General features: G+C 35.3%; 18 protein-coding genes and 1 pseudogene. 3 read left to right on the forward strand and 16 right to left on the reverse strand.

The genetic code is table 11. The annotated features are described in order from the left end of the window. Positions 1 to 14 precede the first annotated feature (14 nt). The 7 genes from C7377_RS04295 to C7377_RS04325 all read right to left on the reverse strand — a co-directional run bounded on the left by C7377_RS04295 (position 15) and on the right by C7377_RS04325 (position 6,367). A complete protein-coding gene (locus C7377_RS04295) occupies positions 15 to 1,040 on the reverse strand; it encodes a threonine aldolase family protein (protein WP_116496074.1) in 1,026 nt (341 codons plus the stop codon). After that, positions 1,040 to 2,449: a sodium:solute symporter family protein gene (locus C7377_RS04300; protein ID WP_116496075.1), complete on the reverse strand. Its 1,410-nt coding sequence runs from the start codon at positions 2,447 to 2,449 to the stop codon at positions 1,040 to 1,042. The genes C7377_RS04295 and C7377_RS04300 overlap by 1 nt, the downstream gene beginning before the upstream one ends. Positions 2,450 to 2,457: 8 nt before the next feature. Next, the gene (locus C7377_RS04305; RefSeq protein ID WP_133241460.1) at positions 2,458 to 2,661 is read right to left on the reverse strand and encodes a hypothetical protein; all 204 of its coding nucleotides are present in this window, start codon (positions 2,659 to 2,661) and stop codon (positions 2,458 to 2,460) included. A gap of 90 nt (positions 2,662 to 2,751) precedes the next feature. Beyond that, positions 2,752 to 3,714 carry an alpha/beta fold hydrolase gene (locus C7377_RS04310; protein ID WP_207778405.1) on the reverse strand — a complete coding sequence of 321 codons (963 nt, stop codon included), beginning with the start codon at positions 3,712 to 3,714 and terminating at the stop codon, positions 2,752 to 2,754. A gap of 39 nt (positions 3,715 to 3,753) precedes the next feature. Further along, the gene (gene tpiA, locus C7377_RS04315) at positions 3,754 to 4,509 is read right to left on the reverse strand and encodes a triose-phosphate isomerase (RefSeq protein WP_116496077.1); all 756 of its coding nucleotides are present in this window, start codon (positions 4,507 to 4,509) and stop codon (positions 3,754 to 3,756) included. A gap of 36 nt (positions 4,510 to 4,545) precedes the next feature. Next, positions 4,546 to 5,820, reverse strand: coding sequence for a BT_3928 family protein (locus C7377_RS04320; RefSeq protein ID WP_116496078.1), 1,275 nt, complete (start codon positions 5,818 to 5,820; stop codon positions 4,546 to 4,548). 4 nt (positions 5,821 to 5,824) lie between these two features. Next, the gene (locus C7377_RS04325; RefSeq protein WP_116496079.1) at positions 5,825 to 6,367 is read right to left on the reverse strand and encodes a DUF1599 domain-containing protein; all 543 of its coding nucleotides are present in this window, start codon (positions 6,365 to 6,367) and stop codon (positions 5,825 to 5,827) included. A 144-nt stretch (positions 6,368 to 6,511) separates the two neighbouring features. Between C7377_RS04325 and C7377_RS04330 the strand changes: the two genes are divergently transcribed. The 3 genes from C7377_RS04330 (at position 6,512) to C7377_RS04340 (ending at position 8,778) form a co-directional block, all read left to right on the forward strand. After that, the gene (locus C7377_RS04330; RefSeq protein WP_116496080.1) at positions 6,512 to 7,411 is read left to right on the forward strand and encodes an OmpA family protein; all 900 of its coding nucleotides are present in this window, start codon (positions 6,512 to 6,514) and stop codon (positions 7,409 to 7,411) included. Positions 7,412 to 7,442: 31 nt separating this feature from the next. After that, complete coding sequence (locus C7377_RS04335; protein ID WP_116496081.1) at positions 7,443 to 8,108, forward strand: hypothetical protein; 666 nt, start codon at positions 7,443 to 7,445, stop codon at positions 8,106 to 8,108. A gap of 103 nt (positions 8,109 to 8,211) precedes the next feature. Beyond that, positions 8,212 to 8,778 (forward strand): thymidine kinase, encoded by a 567-nt coding sequence (locus tag C7377_RS04340; protein ID WP_116496082.1) that lies wholly within the window; start codon positions 8,212 to 8,214, stop codon positions 8,776 to 8,778. Positions 8,779 to 8,842: 64 nt separating this feature from the next. Here C7377_RS04340 and C7377_RS04345 read toward each other — a convergent pair whose 3' ends face one another. The 9 genes and pseudogenes from C7377_RS04345 to C7377_RS04370 form a co-directional block, all read right to left on the reverse strand. Beyond that, on the reverse strand, positions 8,843 to 10,393 hold the full coding sequence (locus tag C7377_RS04345) for a SusD/RagB family nutrient-binding outer membrane lipoprotein (protein ID WP_116496083.1): 1,551 nt from the start codon (positions 10,391 to 10,393) through the stop codon (positions 8,843 to 8,845). A gap of 18 nt (positions 10,394 to 10,411) precedes the next feature. Then, positions 10,412 to 13,657 (reverse strand): SusC/RagA family TonB-linked outer membrane protein, encoded by a 3,246-nt coding sequence (locus tag C7377_RS04350; protein WP_116496084.1) that lies wholly within the window; start codon positions 13,655 to 13,657, stop codon positions 10,412 to 10,414. 208 nt (positions 13,658 to 13,865) lie between these two features. Beyond that, positions 13,866 to 14,645, reverse strand: a complete 780-nt coding sequence (locus C7377_RS09505) for a RagB/SusD family nutrient uptake outer membrane protein (RefSeq protein ID WP_207778406.1) — start codon at positions 14,643 to 14,645, stop codon at positions 13,866 to 13,868. A gap of 81 nt (positions 14,646 to 14,726) precedes the next feature. Further along, positions 14,727 to 15,437: a RagB/SusD family nutrient uptake outer membrane protein gene (locus C7377_RS09510; protein WP_207778407.1), complete on the reverse strand. Its 711-nt coding sequence runs from the start codon at positions 15,435 to 15,437 to the stop codon at positions 14,727 to 14,729. A 36-nt stretch (positions 15,438 to 15,473) separates the two neighbouring features. Then, positions 15,474 to 16,637 (reverse strand): annotated as a pseudogene (locus C7377_RS09515) (TonB-dependent receptor domain-containing protein); the annotation flags it as partial. A gap of 72 nt (positions 16,638 to 16,709) precedes the next feature. Then, positions 16,710 to 17,036, reverse strand: coding sequence for a hypothetical protein (locus C7377_RS09520; protein WP_207778408.1), 327 nt, complete (start codon positions 17,034 to 17,036; stop codon positions 16,710 to 16,712). Positions 17,037 to 17,038: 2 nt separating this feature from the next. Continuing rightward, a complete protein-coding gene (locus tag C7377_RS09525; protein WP_207778409.1) occupies positions 17,039 to 17,893 on the reverse strand; it encodes a TonB-dependent receptor plug domain-containing protein in 855 nt (284 codons plus the stop codon). Positions 17,894 to 18,107: 214 nt separating this feature from the next. After that, on the reverse strand, positions 18,108 to 19,589 hold the full coding sequence (locus C7377_RS04365) for a RagB/SusD family nutrient uptake outer membrane protein (protein ID WP_165806843.1): 1,482 nt from the start codon (positions 19,587 to 19,589) through the stop codon (positions 18,108 to 18,110). Positions 19,590 to 19,633: 44 nt separating this feature from the next. After that, positions 19,634 to 22,765: a SusC/RagA family TonB-linked outer membrane protein gene (locus C7377_RS04370; RefSeq protein ID WP_116496086.1), complete on the reverse strand. Its 3,132-nt coding sequence runs from the start codon at positions 22,763 to 22,765 to the stop codon at positions 19,634 to 19,636. Positions 22,766 to 22,789 lie beyond the last annotated feature (24 nt).

The following is a 22,789-nucleotide window of genomic DNA, read 5'->3' on the forward strand; positions in this document are numbered from 1 at the left end:
ATTTTTAAAACGGACTATTTTTTTAATGTTTTCTCAAAATCAGTAATTGCCTCATCACTAGTAGCCCAAGAACAAACCATGCGTATTGCTACTTCATTATCATTCATGACTTGCCAAGGATAGCATTCGTATTTGTCAGTGATGATTTTAGCTAATTTTTGGGGGAATATTGGGAAAATCTGATTGCTTTCAGGAGTGAGCAGGAATTTATAACCAGCATCACTTATAATTTCAACCAATTGCATTGCCTTTGAATTTGCATGTTCAGCAAGTTCAAAAAACAGGTTGTTTGTAAATAATTCCAGAAATTGAATGCCTAAAACTCTGCCTTTAGCCATGAGAGCTCCTTTTTGTTTTAGGTGATAAGGGAAATCCTCTTGTAACTCTTTGTTTGGTATCACAATGGCTTCACCAAGCAGTGCTCCATTTTTTGTGCCACCGATATAAAAAACATCAGAATATTTAGCGACATCAGCCAGGGTGAGATGATAATTAGCAGTAGTAATTAATGCTACACCTAAGCGTGCTCCATCTATGTACAAAAGAAGGTTGTTATCTTTACAGCATTTTGATAACTCCTGCAATTCGTTAAGATTATAAACCGTACCAACTTCCGTTGCGTTGGAAATGTAAACCAATCTTGGTTTTACCATATGTGGCGGTTCATTATGTTCTTTTACTACTTCTAATATTTGCTTTGGAGTCAGCTTTCCATCTTGGCTATAGCACGTACATACTTTATGACCAGTGGCTTCAATAGCACCTGCTTCGTGCACATTGATGTGCCCGCTGTGTGCACTTATGACGGCTTCGTGTGGTTTAAGTATTGAAGAAATGACAATAAGATTCGCTTGAGTGCCACCAGAAACAAAATGAACTGTCGCATGTTTACTTCTTATTATTTCTTTGATAAGTTCTTTAGCTTTGATGGAATATTGGTCGTCACCATAGCCTTCTTGTTGAGTTTTATTCGTCTCAGCAAGTGCTTTCAAGATGTTTGGATGGCAACCTTCGCTATAATCATTTTTGAAACTATACATTATTCTGATTTTATGGTTTCTTCCAAATAAACAGGAGCAGACTTATAAATCATAAATTGCAGCATAGCTACTATAGTGCATACCAATAGCAAAATCATATCTAATCTTATTCCTAAAATTACAGAAGGTATCCAAGCCGAAAAGCTAGATAGCACATAAAGGATCAGCGAGGCAAAAGTAACATAGGGTAAAATATTAGAATGTTTTTGATTCGAAAAAATTGCCGTAAATATCATAGGTGCAAGCAATGCAGTTCCTGCAAAACTGACTCGTGCAAGTAGCACTAATTCTTTAGTCGTAAATATAGAAAGCAGTAGAGCCACCAAGCCAAAACCTATGATGAGGAGTTTGTTGTTATTTTTTGATTTCTTATAGTTCGCTACCTCAGCTTGTATTGCAAACAACTGAGAGTCAACAGTGGACATAGCTGCAGCTATTAAGCCTATGATTGCTAATGCTCCGATTATTGCATGCTGTTCAGTTACTAATGTGTTAAATAAGAAAGCATCAGTTGATGAATCTGCATAGCGGAGTGCACCGTATAAGCCTATAAAAATCGTCGGCATGATGATAAGAAAAGCAAAAATAGAAACGGCAACAGCCATTCGTTTTGTGTCTTTTTGAGAATTCATAATCACAATGCGTGTTAGCAACTGTGGTTGCGATATAGGCATCAATATAATGACAATGAATGATGAAAAAAGAAATTGACTAGTGAGCAGACCTTTTGGTCCTGGGATAGATAGCAATTGTGGTTTGTTTGTTGCCAGCTCTGCAAAAAATGATTCGAAACCGCCAATATTTATCACGCAAGTGTATGCAATGATTGTTGTTACAATGAGCAAAGTGACACCTTGTATTGCATCACTAACTATAATTGCTTTCAAGCCACCAACATAACTGTAAGATAAAATAATGACTAAAAAGAGGGTAGCCCATGCCCACTCTGGTATGGCTAAGATATTTGAGAAATCTATAAACGCTGCAATACCTTTTATCTGAATGGCAACGTAGGGGATAAGAAATACAAAGATTCCAAAGCGATAAATATAGACTGGCAGATTGTTGCCATACCGATCTCTGATAATATTGCTTACGTTTGTAAAATTCTTTTTAGAATATTTCCTTCTAAGTGATAATCCAAACCATAAAGTAACAAAAGCTAGGGCAGTGTCTGTAACTCCTAAAAAAACCCATGCGCCTACACCGTGAGTCCTGAAAAAATCAGGCATGCCCATCAGAGTAAAAGTACTGAAAAGTGTAGCTGAAAATGTGAGAAAACCCAGAATGACACCCACTTTGGGTAGGGCATAATCTTTTTCACTCTTTATTGAAATTTTTGATTTGTAGGCTGAGTATATTAGTGCACTTAGGTATATTCCAGCAAAAATAATTAACCAATAATTCATTATTTTTTTTATTTTTCAGAGTTTGCTACCAGGGCACCTACTAAGGTGACAACTATAAATCCTAAAGAAATAAGAATGCCATTCCATAGTACCTTTGGCATCATAAAAAGTGGAGGTTCTACTTTATTTTCACTAAGTACTAAAGGACTAAAAGTAATGAGGATAAGTACCACGTAAGTTATTTTGCACAGGAGCCATACTTTTCTTTTCATATAGATGTTTTTTATCTCGTTGTGTGGTAATGTGCGAAAAAATAGACGCAATTCCCTCATCCGTAAAGTTGAAGGAATTACTGCTAATTTTTATTTATTCAGAAATTCATCAAGAAGCTTATAGAATTTTTCTGGTTCTTCTAAGTAAGGATTATGCGAGCTATTTTCAAACATTACAAACTGCGCTTGAGGCATAAATTCTTTGTATTGTACATTGAATTCTGAAGTAGAAACGCCATCATATCTTCCTGCAATGATAAGTGTAGGGAAATCTAAATCCTTAAGTTTTCTACGAAAATCAGTATCCATCATGCTTCCGCTTACGAAAAAGTCTGCATCTCGACCAATTATCGAGTTATAAACATCTAATGCCCAACCTTTAAATGGATAATTAGGCACATTTTGTTGTAGAGAAGTATCATGATAGTAAATATGTTTTAATGGTAAACTTCCATATACTTTACTAAATTCGGGGTCACTAGAGATATAACCTAAGTTTCTAAGCGAATCTACTTTTTCCCATATTTCAGGGAAGTGTTTTTTCTGTAGGGCATTGTAGCTGTCGCAGTTTGCCTGCCACATTTCGCCACTGTGAAATCCGCTGATTAAAACCATTTTGTTTACATTTTCAGGATAAGTAGTCGCGTATGCTTGAGCAACAACAGTACCGTAGGAATGACCAACAACAGTAATCTTGTCCAATCCCAATGCTTTACGCACTTCTTCTACGGTATATGCATCATTTTGAACAGAATATTCACTTTTATCCTTAGCTTCATCGGACAGTCCACAGCCTAGCATATCAATAAATACAACTTGGTGCGTTTTGTAGTAGTGACCGAAATTACCTTGCATATAATCGTGAGAATTACCTGGACCACCGGCAAAGAAAAATACAGGATCTCCTTCACCTAGAGTTTCTACGTTTATATTATATCCATTTACTTGGATTTTTTGTGGAATGAATTTGTCAAAAATATTCTTATCATCTGGTTGCGCTACAGCGATTGATACTATCAACATCACTGACAGGAGGGCTATTAGTTTTTTCATGGTGTTTTTTATTTAGTTTAGATATGAGTATGTTACAATTTAAAAAGCAGTGATAATACCAAAGAAATCATCAGCATTTAAAGAAGCACCACCAATAAGACCACCGTCAACATCAGCTTGGGAAACCAACTCCTTGGCATTGGCAGGTTTCATACTGCCTCCGTACAATATAGATACTTCATCAGCTATTTTGTCGTTGTATTTTTCGGCAACTACTTTTCTTATAAATGCGTGCATTTCTTGAGCTTGCTCAGGTGAAGCCGTTTTGCCTGTACCGATAGCCCACACTGGTTCATAAGCTAAGATAACTCTTCCGAAGTCTTTTTCGGACAGATGGAATAATGCATTTTTCAATTGATTTTCAACCACCTCAAAATGTTTGTCATTTTCCCTATCATCCAATACTTCACCAATACAAAAAATAGGGTAGAGCTTATTAGCAATAGCTTGGTCAACTTTTTTAGTGAGAATCTCATCTGTTTCGCCATAGTATGCTCTTCGCTCAGAATGTCCAATGATGACATACTCTGTGCCTGTTGATCGGATCATTTTGGCTGAAACCTCACCAGTATATGCTCCTGATTCTTCACTAGCACAATTCTGCGCAGCAATACGTACAGGACTTATTGCTTCCTCTACAGCTTTGGCTAAGTGAATAAAAGGCGTAGCTACAATTACTTGTACTCCTTTCACATCAGTTTTTTTTGCATTTACATTAATATCTTTTATTAAGTTCAAGCCTTCATCTAAGGTGTTATTCATTTTCCAGTTTCCTGCAACGATATTTCTTCTCATATTATTAATTTTTAATGATGTATCTTTTTGTGAATATTATAATTTCGTTTGCTTCTTTTTACTTTCAGTTATAGGTTGCTTTTTTATGATAATTATTACCAAAGTTACCACAGCCAATGCAACAAGTATCAGTAAGCTGAAGTAGATTTGATTGTTGTAAGTAGTTCTTTTAAGCTGTTCATTATCCTGATTCAATTTCTCATTATGGAAATCAATCGATTCTGGTAAATCATTAGCATTCCATTTCCCTGCAACAATACCATTATTAAGCAATACAACTCCAGGATTAGCACGAATCATTGTTTTCAACATTTTCTCATCTGCTAAACTGTAAATTATGTCATCTGACAAATAAGAGCTAATGTTTTCGACCTGTTGAGGGTTTGAAGCTGTAAGTAGATATACGGGAAGATTTTCCTGATTAGCAGCTTTCACAACCTCATTAAGATAAGTCGCTTGATATTGCTTCACAAAATCAATTTTCTCAATCTTATAACTTACGATGAGTAAGCAAGATTCTGAGTTTAAAATTTCATTTGTTATGCTTTCACCTTCAACGGTTTCGATGAAGAAGTCCTCAATCGCTGGCTTGTAACCCTCTTTTATCAGTTTTTGTTTAGTATCAACGTAATGCCAAGTTGTATCTTGCCATGGATAATTTTCTTCATCAAATTCCTTTTCTACTCCATTTTTTTCGTAAATAAGAGTTGTCTCATATTCTGCAGTGGGGGCATCCTCGGGGATTTGACTCTCTTTCTTGATATCGCTACCAACTTTGAATGGACGGAAGTCAATAAGCGGTAAGTGTTGATATGAAAAATAAGTAACTCCTGCACTAAACAGTAATCCAATGATAAAAAGAAGACGCTGTTTTTTGCTCGGGATGGTAGATGGGTGTTTTTTTCTATATACCAGAACAAAAATTGTAACAGCTAACAAAAATATGTTTTTGTAAAAGGTCTCCCAGTCCGTAAGTTTTACTGCATCACCAAAACAACCACAGTCAGTAACCTTCCCAGTTATGGCTAGCCAGAGAGTGAGAGGTGTAAACAGTAGCATGAGCAGAAGTGTAATCCTACTCGTCCACTTCATTTTAATATTGAAAATGAGCAGATACCCTACCAATAATTCTAATACACTCAGTAGGTTTGAAAATAAAAAGGAAAGTGAATGAAATAAATTCATTCCCATAGCCTCAAAATATTCATCAAATTTGATTGCTGTTCCCCAAGGATCTATAGCTTTTACATATCCAGAGAAAACAAATAAAACTCCTAAAAGTATCCTTAGTATAATATATGCGTATTTCATAATATTAGTTATTCTCGAGTAAAATTAATGCAAAAACGGCATAATTTATCATATCAAGATAATTTGCATCTATACCTTCAGAAATCAAAGTTTTTCCACCTAAATCTTCTATCTGCTTTGTCCGATATATTTTCATAAGAATAAGGTCTGTGATTGAGCTCACACGCATCATTCGCCACGCCTCACCATAATCGTGGTTTTTCTTTTCCATTAGCGATTTTGCTTTTTGGAAATTAGTATGATATCGCTCTATAATGTTAGGGATGTGTATTTCATGCTCTTCCGAAGCAGGTCCAAGTTCCAATTGTATCAGTCCAATGATACAGTAGTTGATAATACCTTTGAACTCGGATTCTTGTCCTTCATCAATTAAACTTTTACCTTTCTCTTGTAAACTTCTGATGCGTTTAGCTTTTATCAATAGCTGATCGGTAACTGATGAGACTCGCATAATACGCCACGCTGCACCATAGTCATGCATTTTTTTCTCAAAAATAGAACTACATTCTTTTATAATAGCATCGTAAGATTCTGAAGTATTTGCCATGCCGTCATTTTTAATCAATGTAGCACAAAGGTAGGAAAATTCTATAGAATTAAAATTGTAAATTTTCTTGGTTTTAATAGATTATTCCATTTTTATTTTTACTATCTTTAATCAGTATTATTTTAGCACAAATTCTTTCGACAAATGAAACGTACGGTATACTTATTAAGCATTCTTTTGGTGATACTCATTGGTACATATCTCCAATATTGTTATTGTTGTAAAAGTGATGTGGAGCAAGAGGAAATATTGATAAATTATGAAAATAAAAGTTTAGCTACTTTTAGTGTTGAGGCTGGAGACTTTAAAGTTGAAAGTGATGACAATTTTGATTTTGATAAGTCTTCCTATAAAATAAGAAAGCCGGTTTCAGCTTCTGTAAAAGAGAGCATTGAACAGTTGAGAAGATATTTAGTAGAAGATGTAAATAGAGTACTAAAGATTCGGGGATATTATGCTGCCTTTGAGGAGAATACTTCTATTTTTCCAAACTTAGGATTAGCTAGAGCTAATGCGGTAAAAAATTACCTGCGTGGGGAAGGGATTAATAAAAAACAATTGCGAGTAGATGACTCTCAACTAACCGAGTCACTCCCAGACTCTGTTACAATTATTAAGGGAGCAACAGCTTTCGAGTTAGACCTTGAGGATGAGAATGCTCTTTTAGAAAGAATAAAATCATTAAGGATCTTTGGAGAAGAACTACAAGAAGAACCTATTCATTTGTATTTTAAAACAGGTGAAGCTCATATTCATCTTAGTGTGAAAGAGCGTGAGCAAATTCGTAAGATAAGCGAATATCTTACCCAAGTTGATGAGGCAAAACTGCTAATTGTAGGGCATACTGATAATACTGGAAATCGTGAGATGAATATCAAACTATCGAAAGAACGTGCTGATTTTGTCAAAGATTATTTCATTAAAAATGATTTTTCGACGGATGCCATTGAAACTCGTGGAGTAGGGCCCGATAAACCTATTGCAACTAACAATACAGAAGAAGGTAGAGCGAAAAACCGCAGAGTAACGCTCGTATTGAAATAAAAACAAATTAATAATTCTAAAAAATAAAGAGATGACATACTGTTGGATAATACCTGTGATTGTAGGACTAATATGTGCAATCTTAGGTTACCTCTTGGGTAAAAAGAGCACAGGCAAAACAAACGATAGGGAAGAGGACTATCAGAATTTAAAGGCTCAATTGACTGAATGTAAAAAGCAACGGTCTGATTTAGAAGCAAAATTACGAGATTGTGAGGCGACTAAAGACAATAATGAGGAATTAATCAAATTACAAGAAAAGTGTGATAATTTAGAAGCGCAATTAGTCGCTTGCAATAATAGCAATAAGGTGCTCACTTCGGAGTTGTCAGTCAGAGATCGTTCCATTATAGATTTAAATAAAAAATTGGGTTTTACTAAAAATCCTACTAAACTGATCCCTTTTAATGCTGAGGATGCAAAGCTTGCATTTGGAAGGACAATTAAAGAAAATGATTTGACCATTATTGAAGGTATCGGTCCTAAAATTCAAGGACTATTTCATGAAAATGGCATTATTACTTGGAAATCACTTTCAGAAACATCTGTAGATAGATGTAAGGAAATATTGGCTGAAGCCGGAGCAAATTATGCAGTACATAACCCTGCAACTTGGCCCAAACAAGCTTTATTAGCTTATGAAGGCAAGTGGGAGGAATTGATACGATGGCAAGATAATCTAAATGGTGGAGTATAAATTCATTAGTTGAAATTTTTTAGTCATGATGGAGGATAGTAATATCCTCTATTTTTTTGCTATTGTTTTCTTTATCTTTGTTCTTTCTCGTAAAAATATAACTATGTTTATAGAAACCAGTAAGTCTCAAAAAGGTTGGATAGAAGTAATTGTTGGCTCTATGTTTTCAGGAAAGACAGAAGAACTTATTAGAAGGCTGAATAGGGCGAAGATAGCTAAACAAACTGTTGAAATATTTAAGCCGGGCATTGATGTTCGTTACTCTGAGGAAGAGGTTGTTTCCCATGATTCCAATGCCATCCGCTCAACTTCCGTAGAGAATTCTGCCAATATCCTGTTGCTTTCAGGTTCAGTAGATGTTATTGGAATAGACGAGGCACAATTTTTTGATAAAGGATTAGTAGCCGTTTGTAATCAATTAGCAAATGACGGAGTTCGTGTTATAGTTGCAGGTTTAGATATGGATTTTTCCGGGAAACCTTTTGGTCCTATCCCAGACTTGTTAGCCACAGCTGAGTACGTAACCAAAGTGCATGCTATCTGTATGCGTTGTGGTGCTTTAGCAAACTATTCTTACCGTTTGTCCGAAAATAAAGATACGGTATTGCTCGGAGAGAAGGATAGGTATGAACCTCTCTGTAGGTCATGTTATCTTAAGGCTACGAAATAGCGTAAAAAAGAAGGGTTAACCTATTTGGCAAACCCTATCTTTCTTCGCATTTATTAAACTTGTTTTAGTTTACATCCCACCATAGTTTTGAAGTAATTTCATCTCCACCATTTATTCTTGAAGTAGCCTCTTTAAGGTTTTCACCATTAATATTAGCTTCCTCACCTGGGTAGGTAACTCTTGTTGGAATATCATCAGTATCTACTAATGGAATAAATTCATAATCGAAAGTTTTCATTCCATCTTCTGTTTGAACATCAACAGTATATGATTCACCTGGCATGATTAAGAATTGTGGATAACCAGTTCTTCTATACTCTGTCCATGCAGCATGTGACTGCATATATAGTGCTATATACTTTTGCGTAAGAACGGTTTCCTCAGACGCTGGAGGAAGAGTTGCAACGTAAGCTGTTGCATCTGCATCAGGATTCCACTTCTCAATAGATGCTTTAACTCCATTCTCATAATGCGTTTGATCCCAGCCATTCAATTCTGAAAGAATGAACTCAACCTCAGCGTAATCCATCAATGGTACATTGAAACTTGCATCTAAAATTGCAGTTCCCGGTAATGACCACCATTTGAAAGTTGGAGCAATTGCACTCTCAACACCATAAGGCATACCAACATGATTTCCTAATCCATTAGGTGCAACATATACTGGCAATCTTGGATCAGTAAGTCCACTAAAAGGATTTGCCTTAGGGTTAGTTGTTGTCAAATCTTCACCTTTAAGTAATCTTACAAATGGATATGCAACAGCAAAGTCAGTACGATTATCTACGTAGTAAGCCTTATAAAAAGGAGAAGCGTTTGTATCGTTAGCTTCATATGAAAGTGCAGCATTATCAGCATTTGAAGTGAAGGCATTTGTTTTAGCTTCATTAATGTGTTGCATTGCTGTAGCAGCTTCAGATGTACCTAAAAGTTTAACCGCAATTCTCATACGTAGAGAATTTGCAAACTTTTGCCATTTTGATAAATCGCCAAAATAAATTGCATCACCACCATTAAGATGTTGACCGCTAACTGATCCAAGTTGTGCAGCTGCAGCTTTCAATTCATTCAAAATATCTAAATAGATATCTTTTTGCTGTGCATATTTTGGTGCAAGTACCTCGTTTACATTTAATGCTTGAAAGTCAGGATTCTCAGTACCGTAAGAATAATACGGTATGTCACCAAATGTATCAGCCATTAAGTTAAACGTATAAGCTAACATGATTCGAGCAACAGCTATTTGTCCTTCATTTGGACCATAAGCTAAAACGTCATTCTTAGTTGCCTCATCAGTATTATATTGAATAATTAGTCGATAATTCTCTAATGCTCTGTAGAAGGTACTCCAAGTATCTGGTAATCCTGGACGATACTGGTATCTATCTTCTTCCGTATAGTTTACTTGTGCCCAATATTGCATTGTTGGCAGTGTAAATCTTCCTTCAAACCACTCATCTCTACTTGCATCAATAATCACTTTCGTTGCATTATTGAATAGTCCTGATGTTGGAGGAACCGATGGTTCGTTTGGGTTATCCTCATAATCGACATCACAGGCTATCCATGAAAAGATCATGAGAAAAATTAATATGCTATATTTTATTGTCTTCATAATTTTTATTTTATTTTTTTAGAATCCGAATTGAATGTTAAAACCATAACTTCTTGTTGCTGGTACAAAACCACCTTCAAGTCCTTGGATATTACCAGAACCACCTACAGTTGTTTCAGGATCAAATCCTTTAAGATCTAAACCAGTAACGATTAAGTTCTTACCGTAAGCTGAAACACGTAAGCTGTTGAAAGGACCAAATTTCACATTTGAAAAAGTATAACCTATATTTACTTCGCGAAGTTTTACATAATCAGCATCAAACATACTTAAGGTTCCTAGTCCACTTGTGTAGTAAGTTTGGGCCCAAGTTTGTCCATCAATATATTTTTCATTTGGTTTAGTATTAGAAACGGTATAGCTTCCATCTTCATTCCATGTAACATCACCTGTTACACCTTCTAATTTGATACCACCTCCATCAGCAACATCAGCACGTATTTCATTACCTTTATCATTGACACCGGCTGTAGCACCCATCATACCAGAATACATACCCCACATATGACTTACAGAGAAGAATTTACCCCCTTTTTGAATATCAAACAAGAAACTGAAGTCAAAATTCTTATATGTGAAACTGTTTCTGATACCTAAGTTATAATCAGGAATCACAGAACCTAGTGGCTCTATATCCTTAGTTTTTAGATATTGTCCATTTGCTCCAATTACTTTGTTGCCTTCACTATCATAGATATGATTATAACCTACTAATTGTCCGTATGCTTCACCCGCAGTTGCCTTTAAGTAAGCTCTACTAAATGCAGCACGACCAATTTGTAATTCATGAATACCTGGATATAATTCTACTAACTCACTTTCATTTTTTGAGTAATTGATAGAAATATCCCAGTTGAAATTATCTGTACGAATTGGAGTTCCTGTTAATGTTAACTCAACACCTTTATTTTCCATCTCACCAGCATTAATCCATTTGCTCTCATAACCTGTTGTTTTAGAAAGGGTTAATGGGATGATTTGGTCTGTTGTATTAATTTGATACAATGTCGCAGAAAGGCCTAAGCGATTGTCAAACATTCTTAAATCTAAACCAATCTCTTTAGTTGTAGTTGTTTCAGGTTTTAGGTCTTCATTAAGTAACTCAGACTTAGCACGCAATCTTGGTGATGCTTTAAATGGTCCCTCAGGATTGTACTCATAAGTAGTAACCACTCTGTATGGGTCTGTATCAGAACCTACTTCTGACCAACCTAAACGTAATTTACCAAAGCTTAACCATGGCATTTCTGTTTTCGTTAATTCAGAAAAGATGAATCCTAATGAAGCGGATGGATAAAAGTAGCTGTTATTATCATCTGGTAAAGTTGAAGACCAGTCATTACGTGCAGTAAGGTCTAGGAATAACATGTTTTTAAAACCTAATGACGCACTTGCAAATAAACTATTGACTTTCTTTTTACTTTCAAAGTCATTAATAGCTACATTTCCAGTTGAATTTTTCAAATTCCAAATACCTGGTACGATAAGTCCACCAGAAGTTTCTCCTCTATTTAAAGTAAAACGTGAATGACGTGTGTTTCCTCCTAATAGAGCGCTGATATTGAAATCATCAGTGATATCCTTCACATAATTCAAAGTTAATTCATAATTATACTCGTAATTATTTCTCACTGCTTCATAGAACCATGATTGAGCTTGAGATCCTAATGCGATACGCTCTCTGTTATAGAAAGTATAAGTATCAGCATAAACACTACCTCTTGCTGTTAATCCTTCAAGGAGTTCATAAGTCAAGCTTAAATTTCCCCAGAAGCGGTCACGCTCATCATCACTGTAGTTTTCATTCACAGTCCAATAAGGATTATCTGCATAGTTAGGCGTTGAATTATTCCAAGCTTTTCTATTCCATGTTCTTTGTGAACCATCAATTCTCTTATAGTCTTTAAGTTTCTCGTAGTCTAATTGACGTTGTCCCCATTGGAAGAATTTTTGTGCGAAACTATTTCCATCATAACCAAATGTAGGACGTCCGCTTGTCTTTTGACGAGAAAAATTAATTCCAGCTTCAACTTTCAGTTTTTCTAAGATTTTTGCATTACCATTCAAACTAAAGTTGTTTTTATTTTGTTCAGAATTAGGAACGAAACCCTCTAAGTTTGTATTTGTATAACCAAAACGAATACCATAAGCATCGCCGGATTTAGCTAAGGATACAGAGTTTGTGAATTTTACACCTGTCTCGAAGAAATCCTCAACATCATGCTCTGGAGCAACCCACGGCACTGGCTTTAAATAATCATTAGGGAAGCTTTCCTCATCAAATGCATACCAAGGAAGGTAAGTAAGATTTGGATCATATTTTGGTCCCCAACTTTCATCAGTTGCATATTGCGGTACATTATAAGTTGTTCCGTTTATTGTAGCTTGTTCAAATCCGTTTACGCCACCCTTGCTATCTGGAACGATAGAACCACCACCATACTTTCTTTGTAGGTCTGGTAAATCATGGATAGATTCGAACTCAACGCCTGTACTTACACTTACTTTTACTACATCACGACCAGCTTTTGCTTTCTTTGTAGTAACCATTACAACACCGTTAGATGCACGTGAACCGTAAAGCGCGGCAGCAGCTCCCTTAAGTATAGATATATTTTCAATATCATCAGGGTTCAAGTCATTAAGCATATTACCATAGTCGATACCACCAAAACCTTGCTGAGCACTGCTAGAGTTGTAGTTGGCGTTGTCCATAGGTACACCATCTACTACGAATAGTGGCTGGTTCTCACCAAAGATAGAATTAGCACCACGTATCAAGATACGATTTGATCCTGACATACCAGAACCTTTACTAATTTGTACCCCTGCTGCTTTACCAGAAAGTGCACTAATAGCATCTGTTTGTTTTACTTTGTTAAGTTCATCAGCACCAACATCCTGTACTGCAAAACCTACTGATTTCTTATCTCGAGTCATACCCATAGCTGTAACTACGACTTCGTCAAGCATTTGAGAATCAGCAATCATATTTACCACTGCTGCATCTGAAGCTTTCACCTCAATTGGTTTCATCCCAATCGCAGTAAACTGCAAAATAGAATTATCACTAGGAAGTACTAGTGTCCAATTACCATCTAGGTCTGTAGCAGCACCGTTCATTGGATTTGCTTTTTCAACGACATTTACTCCTGGTAATCCTAACCCGTCAGGACCGATTACCTTTCCACTGAACGTTTTTTGCGCCCAGACACTTGATATGCCTAGTAAACAAAAAACGAGTAAGAAGATTAGTTTTTTCATGTTAAAATTATTAGTTAAACTGTATTAATTTGCCTCTAATGTGAAGCTTTCGTTTCCAAATATAGTTTTTTTTGTTAAAAATTGCAAAAAAACATTTAAAATTGTTGCTAAACAAAGGTTTTTATTTGGTAGTTTATTTTGTTTGTATAAACAAAAAAGCCGTCCCATTTTAAGTGACGGCTTTCCTTTGAAATTGAGATTATTTTAATTAATAACCTTCATTTTGTACCATATTAGAGTTTGCATCTAATTCTGTTTTAGGAATAGGGTAAGCTAATCTGTAATCCCCTGCAGGAATAGATGCTTCAATATTCTGGTCAAATTCAACTTTTGGAATTCCTCTGCCTGTACGCACTAAGTCGTCAAACCTGAATCCTTCAAAAGCTAATTCTTTACGTCTTTCTAAGATAACATTATCTAAAGTTGCAACTGTGTATGGAGTAGCACCTCTATTTTCTGGAATTTTATTTAACCATGTAAGAGCTTCACCAGGATTTGTGTTTAACAATGCTTCAGCATATATTAATACCATTTCTTCATAGCGAATAACAACTACATTGTCATATCCATTCATGTCCGGATATTTTTTTAAATTTTGTATGTATCCAGGATTACCTGGAACTTCTCCAATCACATCTTTTCGAACGTCAGAGTCTTCATATATGGTGTAAAGATTTTCAGTGACACTAATATCACCGTATCCTTTACCACTTGATCCACTAAATCTATAGATATAGGCTAAACCATTAATACTAATATTATCTGTAGCACTAAATGCTAATTCAAAAATGGAATTACTATTTCGATCTGCTGCCCAAGATTTAATAAAATTATCAGCAGGAACTATTTGATACTCTTCAGAATCTATAATCATTTTAGCAGCATCAAGCGCTTTTGGGTACATTTTGAAATAATTAGCGACCCTTGCCTCAATAGCTTTTACTGCAGTTTTAGAAATAAAAACTTTACGAGATTTATCAGACATCATTTCATAGGCTTTAGCTAAATCACTGAAAATATTCGTTTTTATCTCATCTACTGTATTTCTAGTAGGGAATAGTTCTTCTGGTTAAGATTCACTAGTAGCAAATGTTGTTTTATATGGAATACCTAAAGTACCGCCCACATACTGTTGACCGTTGATTCTTAAAAGATCATAATGTGCAAGTGCACGCAATGCATAAGCCTGAGCTTGATAATCTTTACCAACTTCCAAATCACCACTTAATGTGCTTAAGTCAGTGTTAATTATCAAATTCGCATTTTGAATAATCCTGAAGCAATATTGATAACAAAAGCCATTGTTAGCATTGTATTTAAAATTTGCTGCTGTAGTAAAGCGTCCAGAGTTACCATTAGCCCAAGTATTATCTGTGCGAACTTCATTATTTACTATAATATCTCTACCATAATATTCTTCACTAGTCATTGTACTATAGCATCCTTTTAATATCGCATAGAGATTATCAGTAGATGTAATACTTGTTGTTGCATCCTTATCTTGGTCTAGTGATGGATCTAAGTCATCGGTATCACAACTCCACAAGCTTGTAAGAAGCATACCAGTAAGAAAGATATTTAAAATATTTTTTTTCATATTCATTAAAAATTTAATGTTTATACCAAAAATAATAGATTTAGTTGGTGGTGTTGCAAGGTTAGTAAATCCACTTGCACCTACTTCAGGGTCATATACTAGGTAATCATCTTTAAACCAGGTATATAAGTTGGTACTACGAACAAAAATCTTAGCACCTGTTAAATGCACTTTTTCTAACAAACTTTCATTAAAGTTATAACCTAAGGTTAAAGCTTTTTATCGGAAATAATCACCATCATGTAATAATTTACTATGACTTTGCCATGGATAATAGGTATATTCCATTTTACCGTTGCGTGCAATATCTCCTGGCTTTTGACATCTGTCCATTAATGTATTTAAACCATTGAATACTGTAAGAGGATAAGCATGAGCTTGGTTAATATAACGGTGCCAATCTTCATAGATTTTATGTCCACCTGCATAATAAGCATTTGCATCTAAGAATACGCCTTTGAAATCAACATGAAGGTTTATACCTGCAGTGATTTCCGATAATGCACTACCTCCTTGCCACGCTTGGTTAGCTTCGTTATAATCATCTGTTTTCTCACTGCCTTCACCATCTACATACCACTCTTCATTTCCAGTTTCTGGGTTTACTCCAGCCCAAGTAGGCATATACCAACCATATACTGGGTGACCTGTTGCTACTCTTTGTGTATTCGAAGTTATGTTAATCTCTTCACCATTAAGGTCTTTAGCTAATTTCAGAACTTCATTCTTTGTAGTCGCTACGTTACCTCCAATACTTAAATTAAAGTCACTACGACGTACAATATCAAAATTCATTTCTAGCTCAACACCATAATTTTCCATCTCGCCAATATTACGTGTTTGTCTTGCTCTACCATTAGAATCTAAAATACCTACTGTGTATGAAAGTGGTACTTCTAATAAAAGATCTGTTGAGTTTCTTTTATAATAGGCAATCGACCCCGTTAGTTTATTTTCTAAGAAACCGAAATCTAACCCAATATCAAATGTTTTTGAGTTTTCCCAGGTTAAATTTTTATTGCCGAAAGTTCCAACATAAGCTGCACCTTCTCCTGCATAGTCTGAGTCAAAGTATAACAGAGATTGGTATAGATTAATACCGATATTTGCATTACCAGTGATACTATAAGATGTTCTAAGTTTTAAATTGGATATGAAGTCCACATTATCCATAAATTGTTCACGATGAACATTCCATGCAGCACCGATAGCACCAAAATTACCCCAGCGTTCTTCTGCGGCAAATCTAGAGTTACCTTCTCTTCTATAAGTAAGATCTAGTACATATTTACCTTGGAATGCTGAATAGTGAGCCATCGCTAAATATGATGCTACAATCCAATCACTTGTTTGTGAATCCACAGCAGTTGGATTACCTGTTGAATTTAAGTTTGTTAGACCTACATCACTAAATTGATCTGCTTCTCCATAAAAGTAAAAGCCCTTAAACTTTTGTCATTCTTGTAAAAGTGTAAAATCTAGTTTATGGTCTTCACTTATTTCCCAGAAATAATTTAATGAGTTTTGAATGGAATAGGTTACTCTATTTCTAGTTGTTTGACTTCCAGTACCATTTGATGTTTCACCATCACCTAATATTGGGTTTTGGTATGTCTTGTAACTAAAAGTATTCCAATCAATATTTATCCTTGAAGTAAAAGAAAGATTTTCAATAGGAGTGATCCAATTCAGGCTATTGTTAGAGATAATTCTAGTGTATTTACTAAGATTCATATCATGTTCTGCAATGTACAATGGATTATTCATTGTTCCAGTATTCATGTTTATACTACCATATAAGTGTTTAGTACAGCTTCATACGTTAATTCCTCACGTTGAGCAGCAGTAAGTACTTTAGGTTCATCAATAGCATCATTAGAAAATCCTAACGTGGCTTTAAATTCCAATTTAGCTTTACCCTTTCTACCTGATTTGGTAGTGATGACGATAACACCATTTGCACCACGTGCACCATAAGTAGCAGTTGCAGAAGGATCTTTCAAAACTGTGATACTTTCTATGTCTGAACTATTCAAACTTGAAAGTTCTGAAAGTGAAGAAGCTCCAGTACTTCCTGAGTTTCCAATGTCTGAATTGTTAACAGGAATTCCATCAACTACATACAGAGGGCTGTTACCTGCTGTAATGGAACTAATACCCCTAATTCGAATATTCTGCACTGAACCTGGAGTACCTGATGTTGATGCAATATTAACACCTGCAACTTTACCTTGCAATGCTTGATCAACTGAAGCTACGGGTAAATCAGCTAGCTCGTCAGAATCTACCTGAACTGAGGAGCCAGTAAGCTCACTCTTATTCTGTGAACCATAACCGAGTACAATGACCTCATCAATTAAAGTAGCATCAATGACCATTGTTAGCTTTCCAGCATCTTTAGTTGCAATTTCAATAGGTTTCATCCCTATGGCAGTAAATTCAAGTATTGAATTTCCACTAGGTACTGTAAGTGTCCAATTACCATCAATGTCAGTAGCCACACCATTCATAGGATTGGCTTTTTCTAAAACACTAACGCCTGGTAATCTAAGCCCGTCAGGACCAATTACCTTACCACTGAACGTTTTTTGAGCCCAGGCACTTGAAATACCTAATGCTAAAAAAACGAGTAAGAACATAAGTTTTTTATTTTTAAAAATTTAGTTAAACTGTTTTAGTCGCTTCTAATATGAAACTTTAGTTTCCAAATGTATGTTTAATTGTTAAAAAAATGCAAAAAATACTTAAATACATTTCAATTTTTTTCATTAAATTGATTTTAGGATGGAACAATAATATAAAAAAAGCCATCTCATAATTGAGATGGCTTTTCTATGAATTCTAGTTTAAATCTTATGGATTTTGTACTAGATTAGGATTCGATTCAATTTCACTTTGAGGTATTTTGTGGAAGAATCTAGTTGCATCAGTTTCAACACGTATTTTTGTCCAGTGATTTGTACCTTCTACAGTACGGTCAATAGGCAATTTCCAACGTTTCATGTCAAACCAAGTTGATCCCTCAGCCCAAAGTTCTATGCGACGTTGGAAGCGTACTTCCTCGCGTAATTCGTCTTGTGACTCTGGAGCAACAAAATCTGGATTTCTTTTCTTCGCAAAATCAGTAAGAAGAGTTTTAGCAGTTCCTAAGTCTCCTAACTCAATAGTTGCTTCAATTTCTAACAAAATTGGATCTTGTACTCTTAAGAAACAATAATCTTGCTCCATTCCAGGTGTACCTGCAACAAATTTAAATTGATCATAGTCATATATTTCTGCTTTAGGATTTTTTGGATCACTTGCTTTCATTTGATCAATAATATCAGGATATTGCTCATAGTTAGCATATAATTTTCTTCTTGAATCGTTTTCAGGAAGTTTATCATAAAGCAAGTTGTGAATTCCCTTGTCACTACCACCGGCAGCATATCCTCTTGATAAGAATTTATCTAAATGACTCCAGAAAGATGCCCAAAGAGTTGATGTTTGTGTATTCACATCATATCCCCAAAGCATGTCTTTTTCACCAACACTCCAACCACGACCAGGAGCTGATACTACATCAGTACCACCTTGCTTAGCCATTGCAGCATATTTCTTTACGTTAGCCCAATCTTCCATTTGAGCATACACTTTAGCAAGATAAGCTGCAGCTACATATTTATCAACGTCAGTAGATTCAGAAGTAGCTTTACCGTGCTCGGCAGCATATGTTAAATCTTCTACTATTTGTGCATAAACTTCTTTTACAGTTGCACGTGGAAGGTTCTCATCTGTTGTTTTTAAAGATAAAGGTACTCCAAGTTCATTCTCATGACCTACATATGTATGTTGGTAGAAGTTTACTAAGTTAAAATATGCAATAGCTCTGATTGCTAGAGGTTCAGACTTAGATGCCATAATTACAGGATCAGTACTATCTTCAGCAAAATAAGTTTCTAAATGAAGATTAATTTTCGCAATAATCTCATAGTTTTGATCCCAAGTACTATTTGTTCTACGATAGTTAGCCTCTCTGTTATCAAGGTTATAATCATAGATGAACCATTGTGAACCATATAGCACAACATCTTCACACATTGCATCAGTTGCAAATTGGAATGCTCTCAATCCAAAATCATCATGGCTATCCCAATATTCTTGGAAGATTGCATAGGTTTTAGAAATAGCCGCTTTAGAAACGCCACCAGCTGTTTCTGGATTTGAAATTAACTCATCATGACGCTCTTGCGTTGTATATCTCGTAACGTCAGCATCAAGAAAATCATCTTGACAACTAAGAAATATAGGTGCAAGTATTGCCACAAAAGCAAATCTTTTTATATATTTTTTCATATTATTCATGTTTTTTTCTGTTTTGTTATCTAACAGATAGATTATTATAATGTTACTTTTACTCCTAAAGAAATTGTGCGAATAGCACTATTCTTAGAATAAGATTGACTTCCAGATAATGTAAGTCTAGGATCAAAACCTTTACGCTTAGACCATAAGTAAACATTATCAGCTGCTACATATACTCTCAATGCTTTTAAACCTATGTTTTCTACAGTAGCTGTTGGTAAAGTATAACCTAAAGTTACATTACGTAGAGATAAGTAGGTAGCATCAGTAATAAAACGATCTGAGCTAGAAATTAACTTTTGAGAGTTAGTTTGAACTCTTGGTACGTCAGTAGTTGTGTTTTCTGGTGTCCAACGATTTAGTATGTCAGTATGCCAGTTATTTCCAGCATCACCAGCACTCATAAGACCAGCGTATAATCCATCATAAACTTTACCACCAATACGGTAAGAGAATTGTAAACCTAAGTCAACTCCATAGAATGAACCATTTGCAAAGAAACCACCGTCAAGGTCTGGAATTGAAGAACCAATTAATTGCTTATTAACTTTATCTGTAGAGTGCTCTGAACTTGGTTTTGCAACAAAGTCATTAGTGTCCTCATCAAATATGTAATACAAAGCATCACCATTTTCTGGGTCTACACCTGCATATTTAACCATCCATAGGTCATATACACCACCACCTTCTTTAATTATTCTGTTTCCAGTAGCAATACCTTCTTCTTTAAATTCATCAGGGAGATTCAATACTTCGTTCTCATAGTGAATACCATTTACTCCTACGTTAATATTAATGTCATCATTACTATAAACGCGTGAAGTCAGATTAAATTCAAAACCAGTATTTTTCATATTACCAATGTTTACTGGCTCTGTAGAGAATCCTGTGGTAGATGGTATAGGAAGGTTAAACAACATATCATCTGTCTTACGTTGGAAGAAATCAAGTTCCCCAGCTAATGCGCCATCAAAGATGTTGAATTCTAAACCTACGTTAAAGTTTTTGTTTTTCTCCCATGTAATATCTTTGTTTCCTTTATATGTAGGACCATAGATTGACTGAGTACCATCAGAAGAGATAGAATATAAGTTGGTGTAAGGAGTATAAGCTCTAGCACTACTGCTTCCTGGTAAATATAAATAGTCATTACCTTGTGCACCATAACTCACACGTAATTTTAAACTATTTATCCACTCAGTATCTCTTAAGAATTCTTCTTCATTTAATCTCCAAGAAGCACCAAGACTCCAGAAAGTACCCCATCTATTATCTGGATGGAATACAGAAGATCCATCACGTCTTAAAGACGCAGAAAAATAATATTTATCATCTATATCTGCAGTGATTTGTCCAAAATATCCTTCAACTTTATAGTCAGTAGTATATGATCCTAAAGATGAAATAGTTGCTGCACTTTGGAATTCTGTTAGTTCAGGATCCAACAGTGATCTTTTTTCACCATATACATATTCACCTTCTGCTTGGTAAGTTTCATGACCTAACATAGCATTAAGGTCAAATAAATCAAATTCTTTTTCCCAAGTTAGGATTTGGTTGAAGTTGAAAGTTTCATAAGAGTTGTTCTCTTTATAAAGAATACCGCCATAAGCAGCACCATCACCAATCAATGGGTTTTTAAAGTCTGAATACTTCCACCAGTTAATGTATTGAGTAGCAGTAGTACTAAATTTAAAACCAGCAGGTAAATCGATATCAACTCTTAAATTATTAGTTAAATAATTGTCTTTAGTTAAAAGCTCATTCATTTCTTGCTGCCCAATCAAGTTAAAACCACCGGCATATTTTCTGTCTAGACTATCATCATACAGTTTTTTGCCATTTTCATCAGTAAGAATGTTTCCATCAGCATCATGCTTATAAACAGGGTAGATTGGTGCTATACTTCTTGTCCACATAAAAGTGTTTGAGAAATTATTTTCTTCATCAGATGGGTAAGTAGATTCTGTCTGAGCATATTGTGAAGACGCGTTTACTTTTAACCACTCATAAATTTGAGTTTCATAGGCTATACGAGTAGAAATACGCTCAAATCCTGAGTTTAGGTTAAATCCTTTGTCATCCAAATATCCTAGTGAGAAATAAATCTTGTTATCTTCAGTACCTTTTGTGATACCTAAATTATACTCTTGTCTCAACTCTGGATCATATAACACATCAATCCAATCATTAAAATCTGAACCATCTGCATATCTAATAGGAGAGGTAGTAAGATTTCCATTCACATCAACCACTTGGTTATCAGCTACATTGTAAATGTTATATCCTAATTCAGGGATCAAGTTATCACTAGCCCACTGTGCTGGATTGTCACTTCCGCCTTCACCATAGATTTGAGAGTTCTTTAATGCTTCCCAATAAGTCGTGTAATATACACCTGGGTCTTCCATAATATCATACTCTGGTACACCTCTTTGGTTTTGACCTAAGCGAGCATCAAATGTAACTTGTACGCGACCTTCTTTACCCTTTTTGGTAGTGATCAAAATCACACCGTTAGCACCACGTGCACCGTATAAAGCAGCAGAAGCAGCATCTTTCAATACACTGATGTTTTCAATATCCTGAGTATTAATAGAGTTCAATTGACCTGAATAAGGAGCACCATCTAAAATAATAAGTGGAGCACTTGAAGCATTCAAAGATCCAATACCTCTAATTCGTAATGTAGAAGATGAACCTGGACGTCCTGTACTGTTAGTTACAGTAAGACCTGGAACAACACCTTCTAATGCCTTAGCAGCATCAGATGCTTGTGTTTTTTCTAACTTTTCGTTATCTACTTGAACTGCAGAACCAGTAAATGTAGATTTTTTAGCAGTACCATAAGCAACTACCATAACTTCGTCAAGAACTTGAGCATCGGCAACCATATTTACAGTTGCAGCTTCAGATGCTGCTAACTCTACAGGTTTCATACCAATAGCAGTAAATTCTAGAATGGTATTATCACCTGGCACTGTTAGTGTCCAATTACCATCAATGTCTGTAGCTACACCATTAATAGGGTTGGCTTTTTCTACGACACTAACGCCCGGTAATCCAAGCCCATCAGGACCAATTACCTTACCACTGAACGTTTTTTGAGCCCAGGCACTTGAGATACCCAATGCTAAAAAAACGAGTAAGAACATAAGTTTTTTCATATTAATAAATTAAGTTTAATAAAT

Source organism: Balneicella halophila (assembly GCF_003096835.1).
Taxonomy (GTDB): domain Bacteria; phylum Bacteroidota; class Bacteroidia; order Bacteroidales; family Balneicellaceae; genus Balneicella; species Balneicella halophila.